Annotated in this window: 23 protein-coding genes; 8 read left to right on the top strand and 15 right to left on the bottom strand. The window is 60.4% G+C overall.

The features are described 5' to 3' along the window. Positions 1 to 215: 215 nt before the first annotated feature. The 5 genes from ACMDCM_RS09605 to ACMDCM_RS09585 all read right to left on the bottom strand — a co-directional run bounded on the left by ACMDCM_RS09605 (position 216) and on the right by ACMDCM_RS09585 (position 4,593). Complete coding sequence (locus ACMDCM_RS09605) at positions 216 to 725, bottom strand: DUF6790 family protein (protein ID WP_412773353.1); 510 nt, start codon at positions 723 to 725, stop codon at positions 216 to 218. Positions 726 to 809: 84 nt separating this feature from the next. Beyond that, positions 810 to 2,051: a DUF4403 family protein gene (locus tag ACMDCM_RS09600; RefSeq protein ID WP_412773352.1), complete on the bottom strand. Its 1,242-nt coding sequence runs from the start codon at positions 2,049 to 2,051 to the stop codon at positions 810 to 812. 344 nt (positions 2,052 to 2,395) lie between these two features. Continuing rightward, complete coding sequence (locus ACMDCM_RS09595) at positions 2,396 to 2,725, bottom strand: hypothetical protein (protein ID WP_412773351.1); 330 nt, start codon at positions 2,723 to 2,725, stop codon at positions 2,396 to 2,398. A gap of 84 nt (positions 2,726 to 2,809) precedes the next feature. Further along, positions 2,810 to 3,061 carry a hypothetical protein gene (locus ACMDCM_RS09590; RefSeq protein ID WP_412774718.1) on the bottom strand — a complete coding sequence of 84 codons (252 nt, stop codon included), beginning with the start codon at positions 3,059 to 3,061 and terminating at the stop codon, positions 2,810 to 2,812. 302 nt (positions 3,062 to 3,363) lie between these two features. Then, on the bottom strand, positions 3,364 to 4,593 hold the full coding sequence (locus ACMDCM_RS09585; RefSeq protein WP_412773350.1) for a thiamine pyrophosphate-dependent enzyme: 1,230 nt from the start codon (positions 4,591 to 4,593) through the stop codon (positions 3,364 to 3,366). A gap of 767 nt (positions 4,594 to 5,360) precedes the next feature. Here ACMDCM_RS09585 and ACMDCM_RS09580 point away from each other — a divergent pair. The 3 genes from ACMDCM_RS09580 (at position 5,361) to ACMDCM_RS09570 (ending at position 7,494) form a co-directional block, all read left to right on the top strand. Further along, complete coding sequence (locus ACMDCM_RS09580; protein ID WP_412773349.1) at positions 5,361 to 6,506, top strand: PcfJ domain-containing protein; 1,146 nt, start codon at positions 5,361 to 5,363, stop codon at positions 6,504 to 6,506. A gap of 319 nt (positions 6,507 to 6,825) precedes the next feature. Continuing rightward, a complete protein-coding gene (locus ACMDCM_RS09575) occupies positions 6,826 to 7,188 on the top strand; it encodes a hypothetical protein (protein ID WP_412773348.1) in 363 nt (120 codons plus the stop codon). A 45-nt stretch (positions 7,189 to 7,233) separates the two neighbouring features. Further along, on the top strand, positions 7,234 to 7,494 hold the full coding sequence (locus ACMDCM_RS09570; RefSeq protein WP_412773347.1) for a hypothetical protein: 261 nt from the start codon (positions 7,234 to 7,236) through the stop codon (positions 7,492 to 7,494). A gap of 52 nt (positions 7,495 to 7,546) precedes the next feature. Here ACMDCM_RS09570 and pabB read toward each other — a convergent pair whose 3' ends face one another. The 6 genes from pabB to ACMDCM_RS09540 all read right to left on the bottom strand — a co-directional run bounded on the left by pabB (position 7,547) and on the right by ACMDCM_RS09540 (position 17,273). Next, positions 7,547 to 9,679: an aminodeoxychorismate synthase component I gene (pabB, locus tag ACMDCM_RS09565; RefSeq protein ID WP_412773346.1), complete on the bottom strand. Its 2,133-nt coding sequence runs from the start codon at positions 9,677 to 9,679 to the stop codon at positions 7,547 to 7,549. A 405-nt stretch (positions 9,680 to 10,084) separates the two neighbouring features. Next, entirely contained in the window at positions 10,085 to 11,428 is a 1,344-nt protein-coding gene (locus tag ACMDCM_RS09560; protein WP_412773345.1) for an HlyD family type I secretion periplasmic adaptor subunit, read from the bottom strand. Between the two features lie 38 nt (positions 11,429 to 11,466). Then, a complete protein-coding gene (locus ACMDCM_RS09555; protein ID WP_412773344.1) occupies positions 11,467 to 13,479 on the bottom strand; it encodes a type I secretion system permease/ATPase in 2,013 nt (670 codons plus the stop codon). Positions 13,480 to 13,515: 36 nt separating this feature from the next. Further along, positions 13,516 to 15,435 carry a hypothetical protein gene (locus tag ACMDCM_RS09550; RefSeq protein WP_412773343.1) on the bottom strand — a complete coding sequence of 640 codons (1,920 nt, stop codon included), beginning with the start codon at positions 15,433 to 15,435 and terminating at the stop codon, positions 13,516 to 13,518. Positions 15,436 to 15,566: 131 nt separating this feature from the next. Continuing rightward, positions 15,567 to 16,433, bottom strand: a complete 867-nt coding sequence (locus tag ACMDCM_RS09545; protein WP_412773342.1) for a hypothetical protein — start codon at positions 16,431 to 16,433, stop codon at positions 15,567 to 15,569. 288 nt (positions 16,434 to 16,721) lie between these two features. Next, complete coding sequence (locus ACMDCM_RS09540; RefSeq protein ID WP_412773341.1) at positions 16,722 to 17,273, bottom strand: hypothetical protein; 552 nt, start codon at positions 17,271 to 17,273, stop codon at positions 16,722 to 16,724. Positions 17,274 to 17,472: 199 nt separating this feature from the next. Here ACMDCM_RS09540 and ACMDCM_RS09535 point away from each other — a divergent pair, with 199 nt between their 5' ends. Then, complete coding sequence (locus ACMDCM_RS09535) at positions 17,473 to 18,015, top strand: hypothetical protein (RefSeq protein WP_412773340.1); 543 nt, start codon at positions 17,473 to 17,475, stop codon at positions 18,013 to 18,015. Between the two features lie 208 nt (positions 18,016 to 18,223). Then, entirely contained in the window at positions 18,224 to 19,258 is a 1,035-nt protein-coding gene (locus ACMDCM_RS09530) for a response regulator transcription factor (protein WP_412773339.1), read from the top strand. 333 nt (positions 19,259 to 19,591) lie between these two features. Here the strand turns inward: ACMDCM_RS09530 and ACMDCM_RS09525 are convergent, their stop codons facing one another. Both ACMDCM_RS09525 and ACMDCM_RS09520 read right to left on the bottom strand, forming a co-directional pair. After that, a complete protein-coding gene (locus tag ACMDCM_RS09525) occupies positions 19,592 to 19,975 on the bottom strand; it encodes a hypothetical protein (RefSeq protein WP_412773338.1) in 384 nt (127 codons plus the stop codon). Positions 19,976 to 20,071: 96 nt separating this feature from the next. Beyond that, the gene (locus tag ACMDCM_RS09520) at positions 20,072 to 21,616 is read right to left on the bottom strand and encodes a tyrosinase family protein (RefSeq protein ID WP_412773337.1); all 1,545 of its coding nucleotides are present in this window, start codon (positions 21,614 to 21,616) and stop codon (positions 20,072 to 20,074) included. Positions 21,617 to 22,255: 639 nt separating this feature from the next. On the opposite strand from ACMDCM_RS09520, the gene ACMDCM_RS09515 reads away from it, so the two are divergent. Next, complete coding sequence (locus ACMDCM_RS09515; RefSeq protein ID WP_412773336.1) at positions 22,256 to 22,969, top strand: glyoxalase superfamily protein; 714 nt, start codon at positions 22,256 to 22,258, stop codon at positions 22,967 to 22,969. Positions 22,970 to 23,075: 106 nt separating this feature from the next. Here the strand turns inward: ACMDCM_RS09515 and ACMDCM_RS09510 are convergent, their stop codons facing one another. Further along, on the bottom strand, positions 23,076 to 23,306 hold the full coding sequence (locus tag ACMDCM_RS09510) for a hypothetical protein (RefSeq protein ID WP_412773335.1): 231 nt from the start codon (positions 23,304 to 23,306) through the stop codon (positions 23,076 to 23,078). Positions 23,307 to 23,624: 318 nt separating this feature from the next. On the opposite strand from ACMDCM_RS09510, the gene msrA reads away from it, so the two are divergent. Together msrA and ACMDCM_RS09500 are read left to right on the top strand one after the other, a co-directional pair. Next, positions 23,625 to 24,164 carry a peptide-methionine (S)-S-oxide reductase MsrA gene (gene msrA, locus ACMDCM_RS09505; RefSeq protein ID WP_412773334.1) on the top strand — a complete coding sequence of 180 codons (540 nt, stop codon included), beginning with the start codon at positions 23,625 to 23,627 and terminating at the stop codon, positions 24,162 to 24,164. A 103-nt stretch (positions 24,165 to 24,267) separates the two neighbouring features. Next, positions 24,268 to 24,552: a sulfurtransferase TusA family protein gene (locus ACMDCM_RS09500; protein WP_412773333.1), complete on the top strand. Its 285-nt coding sequence runs from the start codon at positions 24,268 to 24,270 to the stop codon at positions 24,550 to 24,552. Here the strand turns inward: ACMDCM_RS09500 and hemE are convergent. Beyond that, positions 24,545 to 25,513, bottom strand: a complete 969-nt coding sequence (gene hemE, locus ACMDCM_RS09495) for a uroporphyrinogen decarboxylase (RefSeq protein WP_412774717.1) — start codon at positions 25,511 to 25,513, stop codon at positions 24,545 to 24,547. The two genes, ACMDCM_RS09500 and hemE, sit on opposite strands and share 8 nt — an antisense overlap. Positions 25,514 to 25,664 lie beyond the last annotated feature (151 nt).

Here is a 25,664-nt window from a genome sequence, read left to right as displayed (position 1 = left end):
AAAAGATGAGCGACGAGTCCGGTTCAACGCAGTTGAAACAGACTCTAGTGCGTTGGCAATCCGAGCTCATCTACTGTTTCGACCACTCGGGCGGTGCGGTGCGGAGTGCGGCAATGCCTATCGGCGGCGCGTAAGCCCGCCAACGCCGACAGTCAGTCCGACCATCATGCGGTCGGGCTTATATGGCCGCCACGTTGGCAAGCCGGAAATCTTCCCTATTGATACGAACCCGTCGCCAATGCGCCGATGACGTATCCGATGAGAACAACCGCTGCAAAGAGATCGCTCACCATCGCGACCGTTGCATTCATCCCGCGATGCTTCTCCTTCACATGCTCCAAGCCGGCCACCGTGTAGAAGATCCCGGCCAAGATCGCTGAAGGAAGCACGAACGTAGGCATCGCCATGGACGCCACACCGACCACTCCCGTCGCAAGGTTGGCTCCGCCCAACTCGCGCACGAGCACGAATGCATCGGGACTTTCGATGCCCAGTATGGTCCTGCTGGTGAAGGCTGGCCGCAGATATTGACGCACACCCGCAAGCAACAGCCGGATACCAACCGCCCAAAAGACAAACCATTTTCCGATCAGCCACAGCAACGATTCTTGGTGATGGCTCCATTCGATCAGGATTGATCCACCGGGAAGAATGAACATCGTCAAGGCGACGATCAAACTGTAGGTCATAGAAATCGTCCCGCCTTCGCGCAGATGATTACGCATATTGCATCTTGGTGTCCTTCCGCTATGCCCCGGAGCGCGACTTCGGTGGTCTCCGCGCCTGAGATCCACCATAATCGGGACCCGCTACATGCCGTAGAGAATCCTCAGATTCCCGCTGGCTCGTAGCGCGATCACAATGCCATCTGCCGGCAGATAGATCTTTTCAAGCTGCGCGGAGGACAGATGCCCTACCATACGGAAGCCATCCTTCAGAGATCGGGTAAGCTTGGAATTGGCGGCATTCAGCAAATTCTCGTAGGCAATGCCGTAGTCGACACTGGCCTTCGATCCAAGCTCAGCGGTAATCGGCGCGATCAACGGAGCGAGCGCGTCGTCGTCCGAGATCACCGCGAGATTGGACAGGCGAACGGCATGGCCGCCTGCATCGACCTGAATTCGGCCGGTGAGATAGATCCATTTGCCATCGGCCGGATCCGTCTCGGAGGCCTTCGCTATGCGCAAACCAAGCACCAGCTTGCCGGATGACGGGTAGACGTCGACGTCACGGACCGAGACGCCTTGCACCGCAGGCATTGCCGCGATCGCCTGCTTCAGTCTGTCGCTTATCGTGTCGTAGCCGATCTTGACCGGGAGAATGACGTCGAACGTGCCGGGCGCATCGACGTCGTGGCCCAAGGGCGGCAGCGGAGCCGGCGCCGCCGCGGCGACCCCGACCAGGCGCAACTCCGGAGCATAGGTTTTGGCGATCAGCCCGGTATAGAGCGACGCCTGCCCGCCCTGCGAATGCCCCCACACGGCGAAGCGATTGCCTTCGCCGACACCGGGCAGATTGCGCGCAGCGCGCACGGAATCGATCACCGCCCGCGCTTCGCTGTCGCCGACGAGATAAGGGTGCGGGCCAACCGTCCCGAGGCCGGGATAATCGGTCGCCGCAACCACGGCGCCCTGCTCGATGAGCCGGCGCAGACCTGCCATCTGCTGGAATGCGAAGATTGCCAGCGATGGCGCGCAATGCGGCACCACGCCGGTGGTCGGATGCGCCCAGGCCACGATCGGCCGGCCACCGGCGGGCGCCGGACCGGGCGGGACCACGATGATGCCGGATACGGCAATCGGCTCGCCGTGCATGCCGGCAGAACGATACAGCACCCGATAGGCCTGGGCGCCTGCGGGTGCGACCATCATGGGTTCGGAGCGGATCAGGCTGCCGGGCGGTCCTGCGAGCTCCCGGGCGGATGCTTCGTAGAATGCGGTTTGCGCCTGCGCCGTCGCCGCCGGACACGACAGCGCCGCCGCGCAAAGCAGCGCGCTGAACCAGCGGGCCGGCCGCGGCGCGACAGCGCGGGATTTTTTCCAAACCTTCATGGCAGCCTCATGCTGGACCAATCGATGGAAGAAGGCGCACACCCCCGCGCAGCATCGCGGATGTGCCTGCTGCGCTGTGCCGAAGGCACGCGGCGATCGCATCGGCATCTGGGATGTAACTGCCGCACAGCCTGAAGACATCGGGCCGGCACACATTCTGTTGTTGCAAGGTGCCTTCGGCGAAGGCGCCCGCCCGCGCCGATTGAGATCATCGCCAACGTGAAAGAAAAACTTTTGATCAATCGCGGTAGCAGGGTTCAATCTTCCATGACGATTGAAATTCAGATGGCAATATTTCAGAGATGGAGGGGACGCCCGCTCCTGAACAGGGTGCCTTGACAGGCTCAGATCACTTCATATGCAAAAAGGGTCGCCACTAACGTGATTCCGACCAGGCCGCAAAAGAAAATCATGTCGGCAATCTGTTCGATCCAAACGCTGAGCCCGGCGTGGTTGGACCAGCGGATCGAGAGATAGGACGTCAGAGCGCTGGCAAGGAACGTCACCGCCGCGATCGCCGCATATTCGTCGACATGCGACGGCCCGTGCTTCGCTTCCGCGAGCTTGACCAATCCGATCAAGGTCGTACATACGCCGATCATCGTGCCTGATATAGGCAGGATGTGTGAAGCCAGGCTGTCGTCTCGCGCGCGAATACCCAATCGTTTGAACATCGGATTCTCGGCTCTATTCTGCATGGCAAGTGGAGCGAGAGCCGCGCGATCGGAAGATCAATCGCGCGGCCGCGGGTGCGCTGCCTATTGCCAGCCGCCGCCAGGGAGCCGGCCGTGATACCGCGTGTTGCGGCAATGACCCCACGGACCTCGCCAGAAGCCGGGAGGGCAGCGGTTCGCCCTCCCGCGTGGGCCGTAATAGCCGCCCGGATAAGGTCCCCTGCCGAACCAGTGGCAGGCGCCGCCCGGTCCACGGTATCGGTTGGCGCCGCAGCCATCTCGCGCGGCCGCAGGCTGCGTGGCAGCGAGTGCCGCTGCCAGGATGACCGCGACCATTGCGGAGGCACGGAAGAAAGTTTTGGACATGGGAGCTCTCCTTTGTGTCAACTGTGAAGGACCGCCTAACATCCCGGGACCGTGGGTTGGTGCTGCGCACCGAGCACATCCCGTTCATCCGTCGATGCCGAGAGGTTCGGCCCATCGATGGAAATCTTGATTGCGACAACCCTAGCCGGACGCACCGCGGGCACGACGACGCGACAGATGACGTTGGACATCGGAGGGCGCTTTCAAAAGCGAAGGACAATTCCTGGGGGCGCAACGGAAGGTCGCACTGCTCGAGGCCGCACAATGGCCAGCTAGCTCCGGTAAAGCGACTCGACGTTCTCATGGAGTTTCTGCGCAAGCGGCGAGGCCGCATAGGGATCCGTCACAATCTCGATGTAGACGCCGCTCTCGGCCTTGGCCGCCCGATCGAGAGCGTAGTCGAGGTCCTCGCAGGTCGTGACCCGCGCCGTAAACCAACCGTCACAACCGAGCGCATGCGGCAGCTCGGCATAACGCCAACGGGCCAGGTCGTTATAGGCGATCTCCGGGCGCTCGCAGAGCAGCCGCTCAATCAGGTAGCCGCCATTGTTGAGCACGAAGACCACGGGCTTCAGGCCCATCCGACCGAACAGTCCGACCTCCTGTGCGGTGAGCTGATGCGAGCCCTCGCCCGTTACGAGCACGACGCGGCGGTCAGGCGCGGCGACTGCCGCGCCGACCGCGGCCGGCGTCGCCCAGCCAATCGAGCCCCATAACGTCTGATTGTGGAATACCGCGTCCTTCGGCATCGGCGCGAAACCGAGTCCCATCGATGCAGTCCCCGTCTCGGCCACGACGATGTCGCCCGATCTGAGAAACGCGGCCCAGCGCGGGTAAAGCGCCTTCGCCGTAATCGGCTCGGCGCCGCTGCCCTGCTTTTTGTCGAAAGATCGAGCCCGAATTCCCGGCCAGTCACGCCAGGCCAGCTTGCTTGTCAACGCCTTGAGCACATCGCGCATCTCGACATTCGCGTAGGTCTTACCGCCGACATGGACATGATGATGACCGATGGCGACAGTCTTGTCCAGATCGAGACGAGCCGTGAAAGCGCCGGTGTTGAAATCGGACGCCAGCGCGCCGACGGTCAGGACGACATCCCGGCTCTCCACGAAGGCCCGCACCTCTTCGCTCATGACCGCGCCATCATACATCCCGACGAAGAATGGCTGCTGCTCGTCGAGCACCGACTTGTCCATGAACATGGTTGCAAACGGAAGGCCGGCCTTGTCGATAACGTCCTGCATTTCCATTTGAACGCCGTTGCGCGCGATCAGAATGCCGGGCAGCACGCAGGCGGTCCGCGCCTTGCCCAGGATCGCGGCGATCGCTGTGGTCGCGGCATCCAGCGCCGGCTCATTGCTCGCGGGGGCCGGAATTGCGCCGCTTGAACCGAGCACGGGCTGATTGGCGTAGTCCGCCGGGAACGCCATGTAGACCGGCCTGCGATGAAAAAGCGCTTCGGCGATCAGCCGCTCGGTCCGCGCGGGAAAAGCTCCCGGCATCGACGATGCCGCCCATCGCCATCCGCGAGAGCGACGCCGGCACGGACATCCTCCACAATGAGGATAGAATGCACAAACGAGTATGAATTGGATTCAGACTGAATTCGACAAACTCTTTCGCAAGAAACGAGACGGCCCGTTAACCGGACGAGCCGCAGATCGAACCATGCCGCGCGGTCCATCGCAGGTGCCGGCGCGCTCACCACCGGTCTGCTGTTTTGTCATGATACGGAGCCAATCAGCGAAGTCGCGCGAGATTCGCTGCTCCGTGTGCGACGCCTTTACGCTCTGGATGGAGGTCGGGCCTCGCCCAGTTCAACAAGACCTGCCCCGGATCCGCCACGCAACATGGACCTTCAACTCCGGTTTAGCTGCCTTGATTTGCCGCCTGCAAGTATAGTGCGTCAAACGCATAAGCACGTCCGATATTACGACATAAATACTCAATTATAATTTTTATTAAAACAATAATCGAATTATGTACTTATATATACGGTGGAACAGTCGTTGTTGACGAGTCGCATCCGGACTGTTCACGAGCGGTCGCTTCCATTCGGAGCAATGCCCGCAAGGCGGGCTAAGCCGCGGAGGCGCGCTCGATTTCCGACAATCGCGCCGCCGGTCGTCGGACTGCCGCCGACGTCCAATGCGACCGCAAGATATCCGCTCGATAGCGTTACATGGGGGATAACATGAGCGTAAGCTCGATCATAGATTGAGGATGGAAGGGTTGGGGTGTCCCCCCGTCGAATAAATCAGGCTCGCGCATGAAGGACGAAGGACAGAACAGCCTCCTGCAATGGCTGGCTCCTGAGCTCGCGGCGAAAGGTGTCCTGCAAGACGAACCGTGGGTCCAGGCCAGCGTGCGCCAGGTCGAGGATATGTTCCCGGTAAAGCCGCTGGCGATCGCGGCCGTGACAATGGCCGTGGTCGAGCCTTTCGCGATCGACTATCTAAGGCAAGCTCCAGTTCTCGTCGTTGCGGCGGCGCGTGGCATGGAGTGCTTCCGGCCGACGGAACGGGATTTTGTCCTGAGGGATTGGCGGGCAATAGTTCATGATCGCCCGAGATTGCGCGATCTCTTGAAGTACTATGGACTTGTCCGGCCGTTACGGGCGCTCAAAGGACAAGCGTTCCGGGCCGGCCCGATAGAATATCAGATCATTCAGAATTTATGCGATGTTCCGCCGTCGCCGCTGGCGCAGGCGATCCCGACTTCCATCCGCAAGCAGCATGTCTGGCTACGCGCGCTCGGCGAATGGTCCGAAACAATGTGTCGTCGCGAGCAAGGCGCCAGGGCGCTTCTTGGCTGGGCCGTGTGCGCAATGGGCAGTCATGCGGAAAACATGGCCGGCGATGCCCTGGATCAGGCGTCCGCCGTCGCGGATTACGCGGCGTTTCATATCGACGGGTTCAATCGGCGGTGGAGCTATCAGCGCGTGTTTCGGGCCGCGCTCGAATGGCACGAGGAACTTGCGCGAGCAAGCAGCGAAAAAGCGTTCTTTCTCACCCACAAGATCGGATGGGACGATGTGATCGATTACGGCGGCCTGCCGAGGAGCACGATTATCGAAGGATATGAAGTAGTCGCGCTGCAGTCCGGCGCGGCGCTTCACGCCGAGGGTGCGGATATGCATCATTGCGTTGCGAGCTATGCGGGGAATGTCATACGAGGGTTCAGCCGGATTTTCTCGGTGCGCAAAGACGGGCGGCGGGTTGCGACCTTCGAGATCAGCAAGTCGGGTTTCTTGCTTGCGTCGGGCGAGTTTCTTCAATTGCCCTCCAGCAAAGGACCGCTCTACAAGCTCGTTCAGTTCAAGGGACCGTACAATGCCGAAGTCCCCCAGGAGGTCGAAAAGACGATCCATGCGTTCATTTCCGGATTGAACGAAACGGCTCGAGCAGGCGGATGAGCAGTCACAACCTGTCGCATGTGAAGGGGTATCCGGGAAACAGCCCGAAGGGCGGACCGACAGTCGTGCAAAGCGCCGTCGTCGTCGCGCTTCGACCGCTTCTCAGTTTCATCTATATATAGAAAAATATACCGAAGATAACGGTGCTGGTTGGCTTGCAATATCTGGCGAGACGAACCGCTGCCGGTTGATATTCATCCGTCGTCTGCGAACACACTATGACCATCCCATATTCACTAAGTGATCATATAAAGATCGAATGAGCACCACCGTCCGAGTTTAAGGGAGGTCGTCACGGCAAAAAACGGAAGGAGTGGTTATGCGAACATGGACCGCGCAAGCTGTCGTTGCGATGCTCGCCATAGGGATGCCGGTGGTGGTGCCTGCGCAGGGCTCGCCGAGACCGTCAAGCGCTGAAATACAATCCGAACAAAGCGATACCGTCATTCGGAGTATCGAGGTCGTCGACATTGAAGATCTGCAACCAGATTTGCGTGGAAAGGTGGACGCGCTCCTCGCGAGCACGAAGCAGGACGAACTGCAGTCGCTCCGCAAGCTGATCGATGAAACGCCCGAAGCCGTCTCTGCACTTAAAGCGAAGGGGAGGGTCACGGCGCAGGTCGTTGCCATTAACCTCGACAAGGACGGCGTTCTGACCATGTTCACGAAGAGAACCGCCTGATCCAACGAAGGGGACGCAATTATCATGAAGTTAAATGCTGCGCAGGTGAAGCAAACCCTGACCCAGATGGATGCGCGGGCCCTTCCCGAGGATCATCCGGCTGTCGGCAAATTGACCGAGTTGTTCGGTGATCACACCTTCTTTCTCGATCAGGGCGGCCTGAAGGTTTTGCAAGAGGCCGAGCCCGGAGGAGAGGACGCGCAAGTCGGTAACGTCGTCAGCCTTGCCGATTGGAGCGATTCGACGTCCAGTTCCCTGCAAACCCATAAGCCTGTGCTCACCGGCGTCGTGATCGCCCTGAATTGAATGGATTGAGGCCGGTGAGGTCTTGCAAGCCGACCCGGAGGGGTTTCCGGCTTCATTCAGACCTGCTGAAGCTTGCTCCGTCATCGCTGGAATCCACGAGACGATAGTGACCTTCGCTGAAGCTGCCAAATGTGGCGATGACGATCGATTTGATGGAAGCCTCGGCTTTCAAGAGCATTTCCTCGAATTCCTCCTCGGGCGTGGATTCTGCGACGACGCCGCCTCCCACGCCGATCAGGAGTCGTCCATCGATCGACACGATGGATCGGATCACGATGCTCAGATCGGCGGCGCCATCGTCACCCAGCCAGCCAAGCGCGCCGGAATAGATGCCGCGGGCACGCTGCTCCATTTGATCGATATGCTCGAGAGTGCGATGTTTCGGGGCGCCCGTCATCGATCCTCCCGGGAAGGCGCCGCTGCGCAGCACGTCAATGAGTGTATGTTCGGGGTTGAGAACGCCGCGCACGGTGCTTACCAGTTGGTGGACCGTCCGATACGTTTCGACGTCGAACAAGCTTGGCACGGAGACAGTTCCGGTCTCGCAACAGCGCGACAGGTCGTGACGCAGGAGATCGACGATCATTCCGTTCTCCGCCCGGTTTTTTCGGCTAGCTCGCAGCATGTCGACCAGTCCCTTGTCTTGAAGCGGATCGGCGTCGCGCCGGACTGTTCCCTTGATCGGCTTTGCTTCGATGTTGCCATCTGCATCGACGGCCAGAAACCGTTCCGGCGAGGCGCTGAGGGCGCTGCCGCCGGGCCACTTGAGAAAAGCCGCAAACGGAGCAGGGTTGACGCGTCTCATCGTGCGATAAACCCGCAGAGGCTCGACCGTGGCGGCGCAGGACAGCTCGTTGGTCAGACAGACCTGATAGGTCTCGCCTTGCGCGATCAGGTCGAGACAGCGCGCGACCTTGGAGAGATAAGCGGCTTTTCCATCTCTCATGCGGAACTCGATCGGCCCCCGATCGATCGCGCGGGTTAAGTCGGCAGGGGGGGGACGTGCCGCTTCGATTTTCTTGAGCGTCGCGTGAATCCAATGCTGCGCACGATCGGCCTTATCGGGGCTGTCGAGGGCGCATATGTATGTTTTTGCCTCCAGGTGGTTCACGGCGATGAATCTGTCCGAGCGGATCAACAATGCATCGGGCGTTGCGGCGCGGCGCGTTGTCGGCGAGCCGCAATCATGTCGCAGTTCGTAGCCAAGCCAGCCGACGTGCCCTCCGACGAAAGGGCATGGCGGCGCCGACTGCGGCCGGCTGGGATGCTCTCTTTCGAGATACTGGAAGATATCGGCGTGCTCGGTTCGGTGGCCGCGAGCATCGTCGATAACGATCGTCCGCTCGACGCTGCGATACTGGGCCGTCGCCGCGTGTGGCCCCGATGCGTCTCCCATGTAGGACCATCGCGACAACGCCGACCCGCCGAGATTGCTGTCGAGCCAGAATGCGAAGGGCTGATCGGCAAAGAGCGAACAGAACACTGCCTCGGTGTCGACCGCATGCGGGATTTCGAGCCAGAAGGCTTTGCGAGTCGCCGCCGCAGGCGCGGTTGCGCGCCGCTTGCCCGCGCGTGCCGGGGAGCGCGGCGTTGATAGCTTTCCCGAGGCGCGAAACGACAGGTCGCGAAAATTCCGCAGCAGGATGCGGCCATTTTCGGTCAGAATTGACTCCGGATGAAACTGGACGCCCCATTGCGGCCGGTCACGACGAGAGATGCCCATGACGAGGCCATCTTCGCTCCAGGCGATTTCCTCAAGTATGGAGGGGAGGGGACGCCGGACAACGAAGGAGTGGTAGCGCGCCGCATTGAACAGGGGCGGCATGTCGGCCAGGAGACCGACGCCCCGATGCGCGATTCTGGACGTGCGTCCGTGAACGAGAGACGGAGCCTGCTCCAGTGACCCACCTGCCGCGATGGCAAGGCCCTGATGGCCCAGACACACGCCAAGCAAGGGGATTGCGGCTGCTTCTATGGCAGCTTTGCTCAGGCCGAAATCCGCCGTCCGGTCCGGTCGTCCGGGCCCCGGCGAGACGATAATATTATCGAAGCGTTTCTCGGAGAGTTCGTCCCATGTGAGCGCGTCATTGCGGACGACGAGGGGTTCTTCCTGATTTATGTCTGCGATTAGCTGCACCAGATTGTAGGTAAATGAGTCGTAGTTGTCGATTATGAGCGTCCTCACCGAATGACCCCGACACGCATCGGCGCCCGCGCGAAACGGCGGGCGCGGCGATTTCAAATCCGAATTGATCCGCAAGAGCGGTGGGAGTTGATACTAGAGCCTTTCTGTTCCTGATGGAATCAGAAGCGGGGCTCTATGTTTTTGATTCGACGCGTTTTCTTTACGCGAACCGGTAGCCACTTCGCCTGGAAACGCTCCAACCCGGGGCCGCGTCGGAGCGGAACCGGATTCATCGCTGCGCCAGCGCGACGTTGCCATTTTGCAGGGTATGCCGGACAAGCGGCACAGCCGGATCACATAACGCTTCGGCGGGCGTCAAGGAAGCGGCCCAGGGGTTCGAAGGGCTGTCCGGGCAGCCTTTTGCTCCTGTGGAAGATCCGGTTTGTTTCTTCCGTCGTGTAGCCCTTATCGCTCGCGAAATGCCCGGGACATGCTGTCCTCGATCGGCTTCATGATGTACTGAAAGAACGTTCGCTCGCTGGTCTTGATGAAGACTTCCGCCGGCATGCCTGGCGTCGGATTGAAGCCGTGGATTGCCGCGACTTCGGAATTGTGAAGCCTCACGCGAACCACGTAGATGTCGCTCGGGCCGGTCTGTTGAGATTTCTTCTCGTCCGCCACGGTGTCGGCGGAGAGATAGATAACGTCTCCCGAAACCATCGGGGTGACACGCTGGCTCAGTGCAGTCAGCCGGACCATGGCTTCCTGACCGTGTTTGACGGAGTCGATATCCTGCGGCCTTACCCGGGCTTCGATGATCAATGGCTCGTTGAGCGGCAATAGCTCCATGATGGGCTTGCCCGGCTCGACCACCCCGCCGCGCGTGTGGAAGCGCAATTTGACGACGACGCCTTTGACTGGCGCCCGGATCGTCGTGCGGTCGAGCACGCCCTTCGCGCTCAGCATCCGCTCCCGGACGTCGACCATCTCGCCGCGGATTTCGTGCATCTGCTCGACCGCGGTTTTGATCGCGGTCTTCCGGACGCCATTGATTTGCTCGACCGCCCTAGCGATCCGCTCCTTGGCGTCGCCGATGTCGCCCATGATGCGGCCGACCTCGCCCTCGAGATTGGCCTGGTTCCGTTGCAGCAGGAGAACGTCGGGCTTGCGCACGAGGCCGGCGGCCAGGAGATGTTCCTTGGTCTTGATATCCTCTTCGACGAGTGCGATCTGGCGCCTTACGCCCTCGAGTTGAATCTTGGATCCCGCGATGTGCTCGTTCAGGGCCTTGATGCTGTCCTCAATTCCGGCGATTTCGCTGTTGGTATTGTTGCGCTGAGCGGTAAAGGCAAGAAGTTGGGCACTGACGATGCTGCGTATTTGTGGATCTTTCGAATCGGCCGACAGTTCGGGCGGAAAGTGAACCTCCGACTCCTCGCGGATCTGGGCCTGCAGGCGGGAATCGACGGCCGTGAGCCGCGCGTTGCGAAGGAAGAGCCTCTGCATCTCGGCTTTTGCGGTGGTCTGGTCCAGTTCGACCAGAATCTGACCCACTTCGACGGTATCGCCTTCATGAACCATGATGTCGCGGATCACGCCGCCTTCGAGGTGCTGGATGGTCTTGTTCTGGCCTGTGGCGACGAACACGCCCGATGCCACGACTGCGCCTGCGATCGGCGCGGTGTTGCCCCAGACCCCGAATCCCATGACCGTCATCGCGATGGTCAATATGCCGGCGATGGTGAGGCCGCGCGTCGAGCGCGGCAGATCGACGTGCCAAGGTTGATCGCCTGTCATTGTCGTGCTCATGGCCGCCTCCTCAGGCTCATGTCAGTCGGTCTCCGCTGTCAGGCGTCGAGCATTGGCGCGGCCGGAGGGCCGGGCTGTTTGCGGCCCATCACCAGCGGAATCAGTTCGTCTCGCGTTCCGAATGCCTGCACCGATCCGTTTTGCAAGATCATGATCTTGTCGACGCTTTGCAGCAGCGCCGGCCGTTGCGTGATGGTGACAACGGTCATCCGCTTTTCCTTTGCGCGCACCAGCGCCTTGGCAAGCGCATGCTCGCCGTTCGAATCGAGATTTGCGTTAGGCTCGTCAAGCACGATCAACCGCGGATTGCCGTAGAAGGCGCGCGCAAGGCCGATCCGTTGCCGTTGGCCGCCCGACAGCGGGCTGCCGTCCATACCGATCACGGTTTCGTAGCCTTGCGCGAGTTCCGAGATCATCTCGTGCACGTCCGCGGTTTCGGCGGCATCGAAAATGTCTTCATCGACGGCGTCGGCGCGCATGCGCGCGATGTTCGCCTTGATCGAAGCCGGGAATAGCTGCACCTCCTGCGGCAGGTAACCGACGCTTTCGCCGAACTGGCGTGGATCCCAATTGCGCAGGTCCATCATGTCGAGGCGGACGTTTCCGGCGGTCGGGATGATCGATCCGACCAGCATTCGCGCCAGCATGGTCTTTCCGGTGCCGGATGGACCGACAATCGCGAGGGATTCGCCAGGCTCCAGTTGAAAGCTGACGCCGTTGAGGATCACCTTCTTGTTGGGCGGGGGAACATACAGGATCCGTTCGACGCTGAGGCGGCCTTCCGGGCGCGGCAGTCGCAACCGTTCGAGGTTGAGCGGGGAGTTCTGAAGCAGGGTCTTGATGCGGCTGTAGGCCGAACGCGCCTGCACGAAGTGGCGCCACCCTTCGATCGTGCCTTCGAGCGGCGCCAGAGCGCGGCTGGCGACGATCGATGCCGCGATGATCATGCCGCCGGTCAGTTCGCTCTCCAGAGCAAGGTAGGCGCCCCATCCAAGAATGGTGATCTGGGTGCCCAGGCGCAGGAACTTCGAAATGCCGGTCATGATGATGTTGAGGTCGTGGCCGGCAACCTGGGCCTTGAGCGATTCCACCGTTTCCTGCCCCCAGACCTGGACGCCTTCCGGGATCATGCCCATCGCGTTGATCACCTGGGCGTTGCGCGCCATTGCTTCCGCCTGCAGGTTGGCGCGGGTGCCAAAGGCATTCGCCCGCGTGAAGGGAATCGCGGTTATGCGCTGATTGATCAGCGCGACGGCGATCAATGAAGCGCTCGACCCGAGGACAATGAGTCCGAGTTGCGGATGGATCAGGAACACGACTGCAAGGTAAGCCGGCGTCACCGGCGCGTCGAAGATGGTCAGAAGGACGGGTCCGGTTATGAATGCGCGCAGATGCTGCAAGTCGGCGAGGGTTTGAAATTCACGGCTTGAGCCGTTCTGCGCGGCTTTGGCCGCGGCGCTCAGCACCGGACCGCCAAGACGAGCCTCGGTCTCGACCGCAATCCTCATCAGGATGAAGCGCCGCAGCATGTCCATCAGAACGTGCGCTCCGATGGCCAGAATGACGATCGAGGACAACATGATCAAGGTATCGACGCTGCGGCTGGTCAGCACGCGATCCGACATATTGAAAAGATAGATCGGGATCGAAAGGACGAGCAGGTTCACGACAAGCGAGAATATCCCGACGGTGATCAGGTTGCGCCGCGCGGCGGAAAGTCCTTTGCCGAGGACGTCCCGGAATTCGTTGTCTCCCGAGCGCTTGTGGAGCTGCGGACGGCCGCCGCGACCGCCTCCGCCGTTGAGATTCCCTTTGCCGGCGAGATCACGTCCGTTCGACGGAGCAGGAGGATTTTGGGCTCCGTCGCGCCTTGGGACGGGCGGCGATATTGTTTCCGTTCGCGCATCAAGCGTTTCGGTTCGCTTTTCAAACGGGTTTCGCCATAGCTTGCGCGTCAGTTTTCTGACCTGCGCTATGAGCGCGTCCTTCGAGTAGCGATCGCCTGAATCAGTCGGGGGACCGGCAATGGCTTGATCATCGCTCAGACTCATTGCAGCTCTCCTCAACCGACAAGCCTCTGGTGCAATCTAGTGAAGAACACAGGCCATGGGATCGTCATGCGCCAGCGTCGTGGTTGGTTGATGCTGCGGATCCGAATTGTCCGTCGCGGTATCCTGCCCGACAAAGGCGATTACCTCGGGAACGAGGGTTTGAGGGTTCGCTTGAGCGACGTGATCCGAATCCTGATTTACGAGATTGGCCTGGATCAGGATGGAGTCGCCGTAGACCTGTCCGTTGACATGTGTGCTGGTGTTTCCGACATCGACGATCGCGGCATCGTTGCTGAGGACGTCGCCACCCGTGGCGACATTCTGGGTCGCCATGCTGTCGCCGTAGTAGTCGGCCGTCGCGGCTGCCGGCGACCCCTGCAATTGTATAGCCGTGTTGGCGTCGGAGACGATATTGGTCTGCCAGATCGCGTTCACGTCATAATAGTTGCCAGTCACATAGAGGATGTGGAAGGTGCCGCCGTTGCCGGCGATCAATTGCCCGAATGAGGGATCGAGTTCGGTGGCGCCGCCAGAGATGTTGTGGATGAGGTCGTCGAGATCCGAATTCCACGGCAGAGCTTTGTCGCCGTAGTTTTCGATTGTCGCCGTGTTGGTAAGCTGATTGTCGCCGGTGGAAACCGTCTGGTTCGGGTTTGTCCCGTCGCCCGTGATCTGGACGGTATCGTTGTTGTAGAGAACGTTGTTCTGGAAGATCACGTTCATGCCGTGGTAGCTGCCACCGACGATGACCAGGTCGTAGTTGAAATTCCCGTCGTTGATCAGCACGTAGTTGCCGAGTTCGTTCTGACCTGCATGTATTTCGTAATGCGTGCTCGAGCTGCTCTGCATCGTCACGTCGTTGTCCGACAGATAATTGGTTTGGACCAGCGCTCGAACGCTGAAGTAGTCGCCATGCACGACGTCGACGGACCAGTTCGGGCCGGCAAAGTAGCTCGGCATGGATTCATAGACGCCGGGATGCTGGACGAAGTCTGCGATATTGGTGGCCTGATCGCCGCCGGTCGTGACGCTGGCTCCGGTTCCTCCGACCGTGACGTGATCGTTGTCCATGTAGGAGTTGGTCTGGAAGATCGCGTTGGTCTTGAAATAGTCGCCAGCCACCAGCATCGTTCGCGCCGAATCCGTCAGGTCGACGATGTAAGCGGCGTTGCTGGCCGTGTTGCCGCCATCGATTGCCCACTGGCCCAGGCCGTGGCCGAGGTCGGGCGCCGGGGTGGGGTCGGGAGCGGGAAGCTGATCGGGCGGGGTCGGCGCGGGATCTTGCAGCACGCCGTTCAGGTAGTATCCGGGCGTGACCGAGTGAGGGTCGGCCGCGCCGTCGCGATCGGCCCAGGCCTGATCATGCGCGGCGACGAAAGCCGGAAGCGCATCGGTATGTTGCGGTGCGTACCAGTCGGTCGGAATTGCCGCATCGGCGCCGGCGACCATCTGGCCAATGGCATGGTTGGCTTCCGTCTCCAGGGTAGTCAGCAGATTGGTGTTGTGCGTTCCGACAAGCGCATCGTCGTCGTACATATTGTTATACTGATGCGTCTGGATTTCGCTCTGCTCGCCGCCTTCCTGATAGACGATTTTGATGGCGTCGCTGCCGCCGCCGCCGCCGGCGCCCGGACTGATCGGCATCAGAATGGTGGGCGGCGCGTGAGCCGGGGCGAACCGGTCGAGGTCAAGGTCCAATGCCGGATGGAGGCGTGGAAGGGGAAAATGGTGACCCGGCTCTTCAATCGCCTGGGCGTCCTGCAGGGCGACAGGACGGCTATCCATATCGTCATCGGTCGGCGTGAGCGTGAATTGAGGCGGATGTGTCGTGTAGTCCTGCGTATCGGAGCGATAGTCGCCTTCGTCAAGCGTGATGCGGTCGCGGGAGATATCGTCGAAGATGTGGAGATATCCTAGGAAATGCCAGATGATTTCAGTTACGCCGCCGGGCACCATGAGAGCCTCCTGCTTTCAAGCACGCGAACGTCCTCTCCGCGAGCGCCAATCGCAGTTCTGAATCTCGGAGCGGTATCGGTTAGCCGGAAAAAAACCTGCGCGGCGATCGCCGCGCAGGTCCGAAAAGGAAGTTAACCGGTGTGATGATCGTCAATGGTGACGTCGTGGCCGGCCGCGTTGATCGTCTGGCTGTTGAACTGGATGTTGGCACCCATTGTGATGGTCTGGTTGAAGGCCGACTGGGTGACCGATGCGTCGGCGCTGATGCCGCTGCTGGCGTGATCGATGCTGCCCAGGCTGCCGGTTGCGACCGACGCGCCATGGATGTGTGCATCCATGTTGAAAGAGCCGCCGCTGCTCGGATCGCACCAGTCGCCGCCGTCGCCACCGGCGCTGAAGTTGACCGAGGGATTCATCAGGTGATCATTATCCACCAGGTTGTTCACCTGGTCGATATTGAACATGTTGCCGTCACCGTTCAGCGTTTGGTTGACGACATCTGGCATGATCAGCGAGTCTTGGATATGGCTCAGACCGCTCAGATCGATGACCGGATGGCTGAGGCTGCCGGCGTCGACGTCGACGTTAACGCATACGTTGACGTGATTATCGACGGTGTTCTCGACGTTGTTCGTTAGGTCGTTGGACAGCGTGTTGGTGTCCGTATTGGAGTTGGTATTGGTATCGTGGTTTGTGTTGTCGTTCTCGTTTCCGTTCCAGTTTCCGTTGCCATTCAGGTTCAGGTTGCCGTTCCCGTTGCCGTTCAGGTTCCCGTTGCCGTTCAGATTGTCGCTGGTTGACTGAAGCGACTGAACGGCTGTCTGGGTCTGATCTTGGCCCTGGCCCTGGCCTTGACCCTGGCCTTGACCCTGAGCTTGCAGATTGGCCTGCCCCTGCAACTGAGCCTGCAGATTGGCTTGTGCCTGGCCCTGGTTCTGCGTGGGATCGTTATCGTCGTGATTCGGATAGTGCTTGGGATCGTGATATGACTGCCCCATAGTGGGCTCCTGTTAAGGGAGCATCGTCGCGACGAAACGCGCCAATCTTCTACGTCGGCGGCCTTGTCGGGTCCGATGCGGTTGATATGCCGGTTCTGCCGGCAGCGAGATCAACACAGAGGCCGATTTCGCATCACGAGGCTCTCGCAATGGCTTCCCTGCGGCTAGTTGCCCTTAGGGAGATTGGCAGCCGCCTTGAGGAGAAGCGTTATCAGCCGAAAGGCGTAGCTGCCTACGACTTCGGCTTAAGGGTGGGCGTAGCGACCGGCTTGCGACCCGTCGCCGCTGCTATCGCAAGTAAGCTTCGAGACGCGGAAGGAAATCCCAGATGTCCCGGTTGATCCGTGCCATTTCGCGCACCGCTTCCGCCATCTCCGCGATGCGTGCGTCGTCCAGCGGCTTGGTCTCGCCGAACCGAAGGGCGCTGCGGGTTTGCACCAGGCGCATCGACTGCGTCTGGGAGATCTCACCGTTGTCATTGACGGTATACATGCAGTGATTGAATTCGTTGCGGATGTGCGTGCCGTCGTTGAAGCGGTCGATCACGCGATCGAGTTCCTTGCTGAGCGCCTTGTCCTTGATCTTGATCCGCGCCAGCCTCTGGATGAGATCAAGTCTTGCCCGGGTGGTGTTCAAGGTCGCGAAAACAATGGCGGCGGAGGCTTGGTCAACCTTCAGCAATAACATCAGCACATAGATGAACAGGCTTTCGTTGTTGGACCAGTTGAAGACCAGGCTGCCGATCAGTGCCAAAACCGTCGTTCGGCGATCCGCCGATTCCGGCGCCGCGGCGTCGAGCGCTGCGAAATCGGGCTTGGGAGGGAGGCTGCTGTCGGTCATGATCAGGCATCGCACGCAAGGGCAGGCCCGTTGCCTGCAACGTTACGGGCGCCGAAAACTTAAGCAGGTATCGGCGGCGGATCGATCCGTATCAAGAAGTAAGTATTCTGTCCTGCGACGCCATCGTCTCGTAGGATAGGGAGGAAGGCAAGTCTCCTTCTGCGGAGAAACCGGCCAGGACCTGGTCGAGGAGGCAAGAATGCTGCGCTGGGTAGTCACAATGGCGGAGGTCAGAAGGGGGCGTCGAGCGGCAGTGACGACGATCGGTCCTCTGGTCGAACGAAGTCGCGTCTCTCTGAACGGCATTCCCGACATCGCATGGCGCGATCCTTACCTTGTCGGCTTCATGCTGACGCTCATCACCATCGTCGCCCGGGTCGAAAGCCGAAATTTGCAGGATCACGATCTTGGCGTCGTCCAATCGCAGGCCTGGGGAGCGATAACCGGCATGGATGCCGATCTGATCGGTGAGGACGCTCTGACTCTCAGCAACTCTCATCCGCGCGAATTCCAGTATGGCTGCTACAGCGCAACAATGGTGGCCTCGCGGCTTTGCGGACCGGCAGCCCTCGCCTCGATCGGATATGAGCCATGGCAGGAAGCGACACCGGCGGAGGTATATCCATTCAACGGAAACGGAGATGACAGCAGCATGGCTTCGATATCCGGTCCGGTCACGGGCAATTGGACCGATACCTTCGAGGCTTTCGTCGCAGCGCTTCCGTCGGCCAAACTGCCTTGAAGGTTCAATGGAACCAGCCTTGTTCGCCCGATAATTTTATGTTTTCCGAGAGCTAAAAATCTACTAGGGTTCATAACCTTCAGATAGGGACAGTCTGGATCAGGTATTTTATTGTTGTGCGGGTTGAGCTGACGACGGAAGGTTTAGACAGGAGGGTGGACCGCCTGTCCGGAGCAGCGTTCGAAACGGGTTGAGTAGGGGTACCCCAATGAGCGCCAATGAACGAAATCATTTTTATAACGCCCATTTGTCCAATCATTTCATTTCACGCGCCGCGAAAAAAGACCAAAGCGCAGGAACAGAGGCGGATACGGCCCAGGCAAGCTATCAACGTCCTCCACTTGCTTCCCGGCCCCAGTTGAATGTTGGAAGTGCGTCGTGCGGGGCCTCGCCGCCACAACCGCAGGCGTACCTGCAAAACGCTGTTCGCCACCCACGGCTGACCGATATTACGCCACCCTGGCAGGCTCGTTCGAAATCTCGCGTAGCCGGACTCCCGTTAATCTCCGTGCCGGACGTTACGAACTCCGACCAAGGTGCATGCAACGGGACCGACGCTTCATTCTCCGATGAGACAAAGATTGCGGGAAACATCATTGTCGTCATAGATAACCGTGCACTTGTTCGCGACTGTCTGGCGCATTGTTTGCAAGCTGCTTACATCGGTTATCAGGTTTTCGCGTTCGCGACTTTGGCAGACTGGATGAAAATCCATCATGACTTTCCTGCCCCATCGGTCATCCTTCTCTGTGTTCAGCCCCGCCAAAAGAAAGCGCTGGACGATTCCGACGACGTCGAGAACCTCGCGCGCACGATCGTGAACGCGCCTCTGATCATCGTCTCCGATGTCGAGGATGGCTCACGGATCATGCGCGCCATCGAGAGCGGCGCGCGTGGCTATATTCCGACAAGCATGACGCTTGGTATCGCCGTCGAAGCCGTGCGGCTGGTCGAGGCGGGTGGTACGTTCGTGCCGATCAGCGTGATGTCGTCGTTCCAGAACGCCGGTAACGGCGAAAGCCAGCTATTCACCGCGCGACAGATCATGGTCGTCGAAGCGCTCTGCCGGGGCAAGGCAAACAAGCAGATTGCTTATGAACTGGGGATGCGTGAAAGCACGGTGAAGGTTCATATCCGTCATATCATGCGCAAGCTGAACGCCCGGAACCGGACCGAGGTTGCGATGATGGTGAGCAGCTTGTTCGACAGAATCGTGGATCAAAAGTCCGGCTCGAACAAGTGAGGACAGGCAATCCCGTTTATGAGTTCGTGACCTTGGAATTATTCCGGCTTTGATGGAATCGAAGACGGGCTCCAGCTTTTTGTTTTGACGCGTTTTCTTCACGCGAACCGGTATCGATTCTCGGGTCGAGCCCCGGGGACATGCTTCGCTTGAAAACGCTATAGGGAGACGTCATTCTCGGCTGAGTGCCGACGCGACAATATATCATCGAACGGATTATCGATCAGCCGTTGCGGCCGAAGTTATTTTTGTCGAACTCGGGGGACAGGCGGCTTGTGCGTATCGAGAAGCTCTCTTGATTGGCTTGACTCCAAGCCCGTAAAGCCGGCCGTCCTATTCGAGTTCGGCGCTGCCAATGACGAGTTCGGCGCCGCTCCCATCACCGGAGCTGGGCTCGATACGAATGGTGACCCGCGACGGCGCCTTGCAGGCGTTCGGCAAGGCAAAGCCGAAACGCTGGGCATTGGCGTTTCGTCCCGCCCTGAAGGATTGTTGCGGGAAGATGCCGAACCGGCCAATCTCCCGCTCCTCCGCTCCGCAGGGTATCAGCACGACGGCTTCCACGGGTCCGTTTTCAGACGGCGTGAAACCCGTCACGGTGATGACAAGCCGCCCGTCCGTGCGCCGTGACGGATCGCGCGAGGATGCAATCGCGACCCGCGCCGGCGTGTCGACGTTCGCGCGGACGTCATTGTCGCGATCTTGCGCTGCAGCCATCTCGATCATCGATAACGCCGCCACGGCAACGAAGACGGTTCGAATCGCACAACTTATCGCCTGCTTCATCGGCACCGTCTTCCCTCGCGCCGTACGCTATCCCGAAATCAGGGCGACCTCGACACGTTGCGGCGTTGCGCTGCCGGCCTTGCCGCTTCCGGTCTCGTCGCTTACGACGATTTGTAACCCGATGGCGTTGGGAATCGTTCCGGCGGATCCGTAGACGCGCTGAAGTGCATCGGTCAGATCGAGGACGAAGGATGGAAGTTCATGGTCGCCGTGGGCGCCATGACCACCGCCGCCGTGATCAAGCACGGCAAAGCTTCCCACATAGCGGGGATCCGACGAGGAAGCATCGGCCGGAACGGGTTCGTCGCCCAGATAAATCTGCACCGTCGTCGAGCTCGGGTCGGTGATGGCGACATGACGAAGAATGGCCAGTGCATGATTTCCGCGCGCCGATGCGTCCCGGGCTGCGGAGAAGTCCATCGTCTCGAACCCCGAGCCAACCGGAACGCTTCGCACGACACCTTGCAGGGCAGCCGGCGGAACTTCGATTGTCAGCGCCAGCGCCGCCCCCGGCATTGCGCTCCTGGTGTTTTCAACCACGGCGGTCGCGATCTTGTCGGTATTGACGTTGGCAGTCGGCGCTCCGAGGATCGTATTGAGCGAACGCTCCAGGGTTATCGTTCGGGCGGCGCTGGCGATCGCCGCCGTCGGAGCCTTGAACCCGTAACTGTAGCCGAGCGCCTCGGGAACGAAGAGATCAGACACTTTCGGCGACCAGAACGTTCCGTCCGGATTGAGGTAATTGTCCTTGAACGGCATGTTGGTCCAGAGCGGGTCGGTGCTGTTCGCATGCTTGAGATTCCACAGCGCCCATATCCGGTCGATATTGCCGTGGTGCATGAAGAATATCGGATCGCGCGGCGATGCGGCCGTCGGCATCCAGCCGCCGATATTGTTGTGGACCTGGTTGTGCGGCGTCGCTTCGAGCGTGCCCTGCACGCCGCCCCCGCCAGTTATCCAGTGTGGATCGAGTGAATTCTGGCCGGCGGGCCGGCTGGTCCCGAAGATCTCATAGGGAGACGCATTGAGGATGGTCTTGAGCACGGAAGGTCCGACGATGTTCGCCGGCATCGGCTTGGTCGGCGGCCACGTCCGCTTCCTGCCGTCTTCGTTCACGCACAGCCAGTTCGTCTTTCCGTCGGGCGTCTTTTCCGGCAGGAACACTTCGGGAAGCGTCGGATTCGCCGTCCAGTCCCAGGAGGGCATGGCGAAGTCCTGGTTTTTCGTCACACTTCGGACGATGCGTTCGTACATCGCCGTGAACGCGCGGTGCCAGGGCAGGAAGTACCAGTCGCCGTGCGGACAGTAGCGGAATCCGGTATTGATGTTGCCGTGGAAGTTCGCGAGCTGGACCCAGTTGAATTTGTCGTTGGCGGGCTTCTGCTTCAGGATACCGACCGCGTCTCGATAAGTCGCAACGATCGGATCGTTCCAGGCAAGTCCCTGCAGCGAACGCCGGATCGGAGGTGGCTTCGTCGCAGCGAGCGCCCGCGCTACTGACGTGTTCGCGGCGATGAGTCCGGCGCCGATCGCGCCGCCTTGCAGGAGAACCGTTCGTCGTGTCGTCGTCATGTCGTCACCCCCTTTTCGGCTCGAAAGCCGGTGTCGGACATCTGCTTGCAGAAGGTTGATGATTGGAGTTCGTAGGCCGATGCCGTTCGCACTCCGACGCGGCTGCGTTTTCGGTAGCGCGGCGGGCAGATCCCGCAGCGGAAAGCCGGGCGTTTTTCCCACCGGCCGCTTCCGACAAGCTCGTATATTGCTTGATTGCGGAAGCCATGGCACCCCCGGTTAGCAACAGGCGTGCAACAGAGAGCGCGTGCTGACAGATGTAGTCAACAACGTTTCGGCGACGGCGTACTTGATACCCCCCGGCTTGCTGCCGTTTGATAAATGCCCAGTTAAGCTAATCCGGCGAACTCAATCGGATTGAGATAGTTTGATCGCGGAGCGCTTGCTTATCGTGTTCTTAGAATCGCTCGATGAAGTGGAAATGCCAGCTCCGCGCGATCGATGGACCTTGCGTTCGTTCCGAGATCGGCGTTCGTGCTATTGAACGAATCTTGATATAATCGCGAACAGGCCGTGCAGCCTGCCGCTCGCTTCCTTCGGAATGGTGAATGCACAAGCTTCCCAGGTTGGACCCTGTCCGGGCGACCGTCAGCAATGCGAGCACTGACATCGAATGCGCCCAGCCAAGGGGAGCCAATCATGGAGAGCCTCACGCGTTATAAGTCCATGGCGAAGGCGATGCGTCATGCGCTCGCCGAGCGAGGCATGTATCTGTCGCATAGTGATTGTCTTGAAATTGTTGCGAGCCAGGCCGGCTTCTCGGACTGGAACGTGTTGAAGGCCGCATGCGATAGCGATCTGTCGCTAAGTTTGACGATTTTCATAGAGCATGGCCGGCAGGCCGAGGCTGTTCGATTCTATGAGGACGCCTTCGACACGTCTTCAACTGCCATCTATAGCCCGGACAATCTATGGGTTGGGTTTGACCTGCGCGTCGGGGAAACCGTCATTTCAATTGCAGGGGCAAATCCGCGACGAGAGGCTGAGCCATGGCGGGGAGGGCCGTTCTTCCCGAAGGAGAGGGGTGCGGTCAACGTGATCCTTCGTCTGGCGGTGAACAACGTCGAAGACGTGCTCCGCAGAGCGATCGTCGCCGGGGCCACGGTTCGAGACAAGCCGCAATCGAGCATCGAAGGCGTTCGCGGCGCGACGTTTTTCGATCCTTTCGGCCACATCTGGGCGGTTACGGAACGATCGCCCAGCCATTGGAGCGACGCCGAACATCGTTCACAGCGCTATCGAACCAGGAAAGCCGAACAGCAATCGCGGGCGGGATTGGCGGCTCGCCTTCCGGCGCGAGCGCGACATTGCCCAAAGCGGCAAGCAGGGAGCAATGCGCGGCGCATTCGGTGAGGACGATCTCGGGGGGGGGGCTCGCTCCGACTGCGGCGGGAAAAAGCGATGCCCCTGCCTGACCGTTCAAAAGCAGGGCTGTCGGACTGGACGAGCGACGAGGAACCTACAATTGTTCCGCGACTGTGCTCAGCAATTTCTTGGCTTCTGCCCGCCCCAGCTTTTCATAATGAAAGAACGGATACCGGTCGCTCTTCTCCAGAAGAACCTCGAGCTGGATTGTCCGCCTGGTATCGGTATCGCTATCCACCACATCGATCAAAAACCTGCCCCACAGCTTTCCGAAGGGGGCGTGATCGTCCAGCGCGAACTTCGTGTCGTCAACCTTGAAGGGCATCCCGATCCTCATTTTGATTCGAAGGCTCAGACAATAGGCCTCGACTGGCCTTCCGAATAGCTCGGCATCGGGCCGTTATGCAACTGGCGAATCCGGGTTGCGGGGATGGCCGGGATATGCAATGGGCCGGCAATACGTTCGGGCCTCTGTTTCTTCATGGCCGCCTTCATAGCCGCTCCCAAGCAGAAGCGGCAGAAAAAGCCGTAGATTTGCGGATTTCAGGTCGTCTCGTCGGCGCAGACGGCTTGATAGCCGACTGTCCGATATCCAGATCCGGTATGGCATGCGGCGGAGATGGCCGCCAGAAGAGGAGGTGGTATGACAGCTTCGACGGAACGCGCAGTCCTCGCCGGCGGGTGTTTCTGGGGCGTGCAGGACCTCTTTCGCCGGCATCCCGGCGTGATCTCGACCCGGGTCGGCTACACCGGCGGCGAGGTGCCGAACGCGACCTATCGCAATCATGGCAGCCATGCCGAGGCCATCGAAATCGTCTTCGATCCGACCGCGCTGAGCTACCGGCAACTGCTGGAATTCTTCTTCCAGATCCACGATCCGACTACGCCGAACCGGCAGGGCAACGACCGCGGCCCGAGCTATCGTTCCGCGATCTTCTACGCCAGCGAGGAGCAGAGGCGGATCGCCGAAGACACCATCGCCGACGTTGACGCGTCAGGTCTTTGGCCGGGGAAGGTCGTCACCGAGCTTGCGCCGGCCGGACCGTTCTGGGAGGCCGAGCCCGAGCATCAGGACTACCTGGAACGCTATCCGGACGGCTACACCTGCCATTTCGTCCGGCCAAACTGGAAGCTGCTGCACCGGCGGGAAGCCGGTCAGGCGATGGCTCGCGAAGGCCGGTGAGGGCGGCGGGAATTTCTCTCGACGGGGATTTTTGGAGCCAATGTAAGACAGACATGACGGGCCGCCGGTTGACGGTCCCATCTGGATTCGCCATGTTCATGGGATGCTGATAACGAAACTCGATCTCACCGGGCTGAAGTGCCCGATGCCGGCGCTCAAGACCCGCAAGGCGTTGAAATCGCTGACGCCCGGCGACCGGCTGGAGGTGCATTGCACCGACCCGCTCTCGGTGATCGATATTCCGAACCTGGTCCGGGAGACCGGCGATTCCGTGGAAATCACCGAACGCGCGGAGCGACGGATCGTTTTTTTGATCAAAAAAGGCGGAGGTCCGGTGCCGCTGGACGCCCGCTTCTCGTTGCGGTCCTGGTGTCCCTACGTCAAGTGATCCCGCGGACCCGGCGGATCATCTGTTCGACGTGCGGGATCGGCGTTTCCGGCTGAATGCCGTGGCCGAGATTGAAGATCAGGCGGCCTCCGGCAAAATTCGTCAGCACGTCATCGACCGCGCGGTCGAGCGCGGCGCCGCCCGCGATCAGCGCCAGCGGATCGAGATTGCCCTGAACGGCGACCCGGTTCTGGACCTTGTCCCGGATCAATGACGGCTCCGCCGTCCAGTCGATGCTGACCGCATCGACGCCGGTCGCCTCGACATAGGACGGCAGCAGCGCGCCGGCGCCACGGGGAAATCCGATGATCTTCGCATCCGGAACTTGTTTTCGCACGCCTGCCACAATGCGTTTGGTGGGTTCGATCGACCACCGCGCAAATTCGCGCGGCGGCAGCACGCCCGCCCATGTATCGAAAATCTGCAGCGCATCCGCGCCGGCCTTGAGCTGGCCGAGCAGATAGCGGATCGAGTTGTCGACGATGGCATCGATGATTTTCGCGAAAGCGTCCGGGTGGCGATAGGCCATCATCCGCGCGGGCGCCTGATCGGGCGTACCCTGTCCGGCGACCATATAGGTCGCGACCGTCCACGGCGCGCCGCAGAAACCGATCAGTGCGGTCCTTGAATCGAGCTCGCGCCTGACGCGGCGCAGCGCCTCGAACACGGGTTCGAGTTTCGTCATGTCGGCTTCGCGCGCAAGCGTTGCGGCCTTGTCCGGGGTATCGAGCGGATCAAGCCGCGGGCCTTCTCCGGCCTCGAAGCGCACCGAGCGCCCGAGCGCGTAGGGAATGACGAGGATGTCGGAGAAAATGATCGCTGCGTCGAAGGCGAAGCGGCGGACCGGCTGCAACGTCACCTCGGCGGCGAATTCCGGCGTGAAGCAGAGGTCGAGAAAGCCGCCGGCCTTGGCGCGCAACTCGCGATATTCGGGCAGATAGCGGCCGGCCTGGCGCATCATCCAGATCGGCGGCACGGTCTGGCGGCGGCCCGAAAGCACCTCGAGAAATGGCTTGATGGTCGAATCCCGTGCCAAGGCGTGTTCCGTGAATGGGTGTGTTTCCTGGTGGTCTGATACACGACCCGCAGGGTCTTGGCCACGGCGTTCGCAG

The sequence above is a fragment of the Nitrobacter sp. genome (assembly GCF_047149785.1).
Classification (GTDB): domain Bacteria; phylum Pseudomonadota; class Alphaproteobacteria; order Rhizobiales; family Xanthobacteraceae; genus Nitrobacter.
Note: the sequence above shows the minus strand (reverse complement) of the source record. Positions and strands in the feature narration are given on the sequence as shown.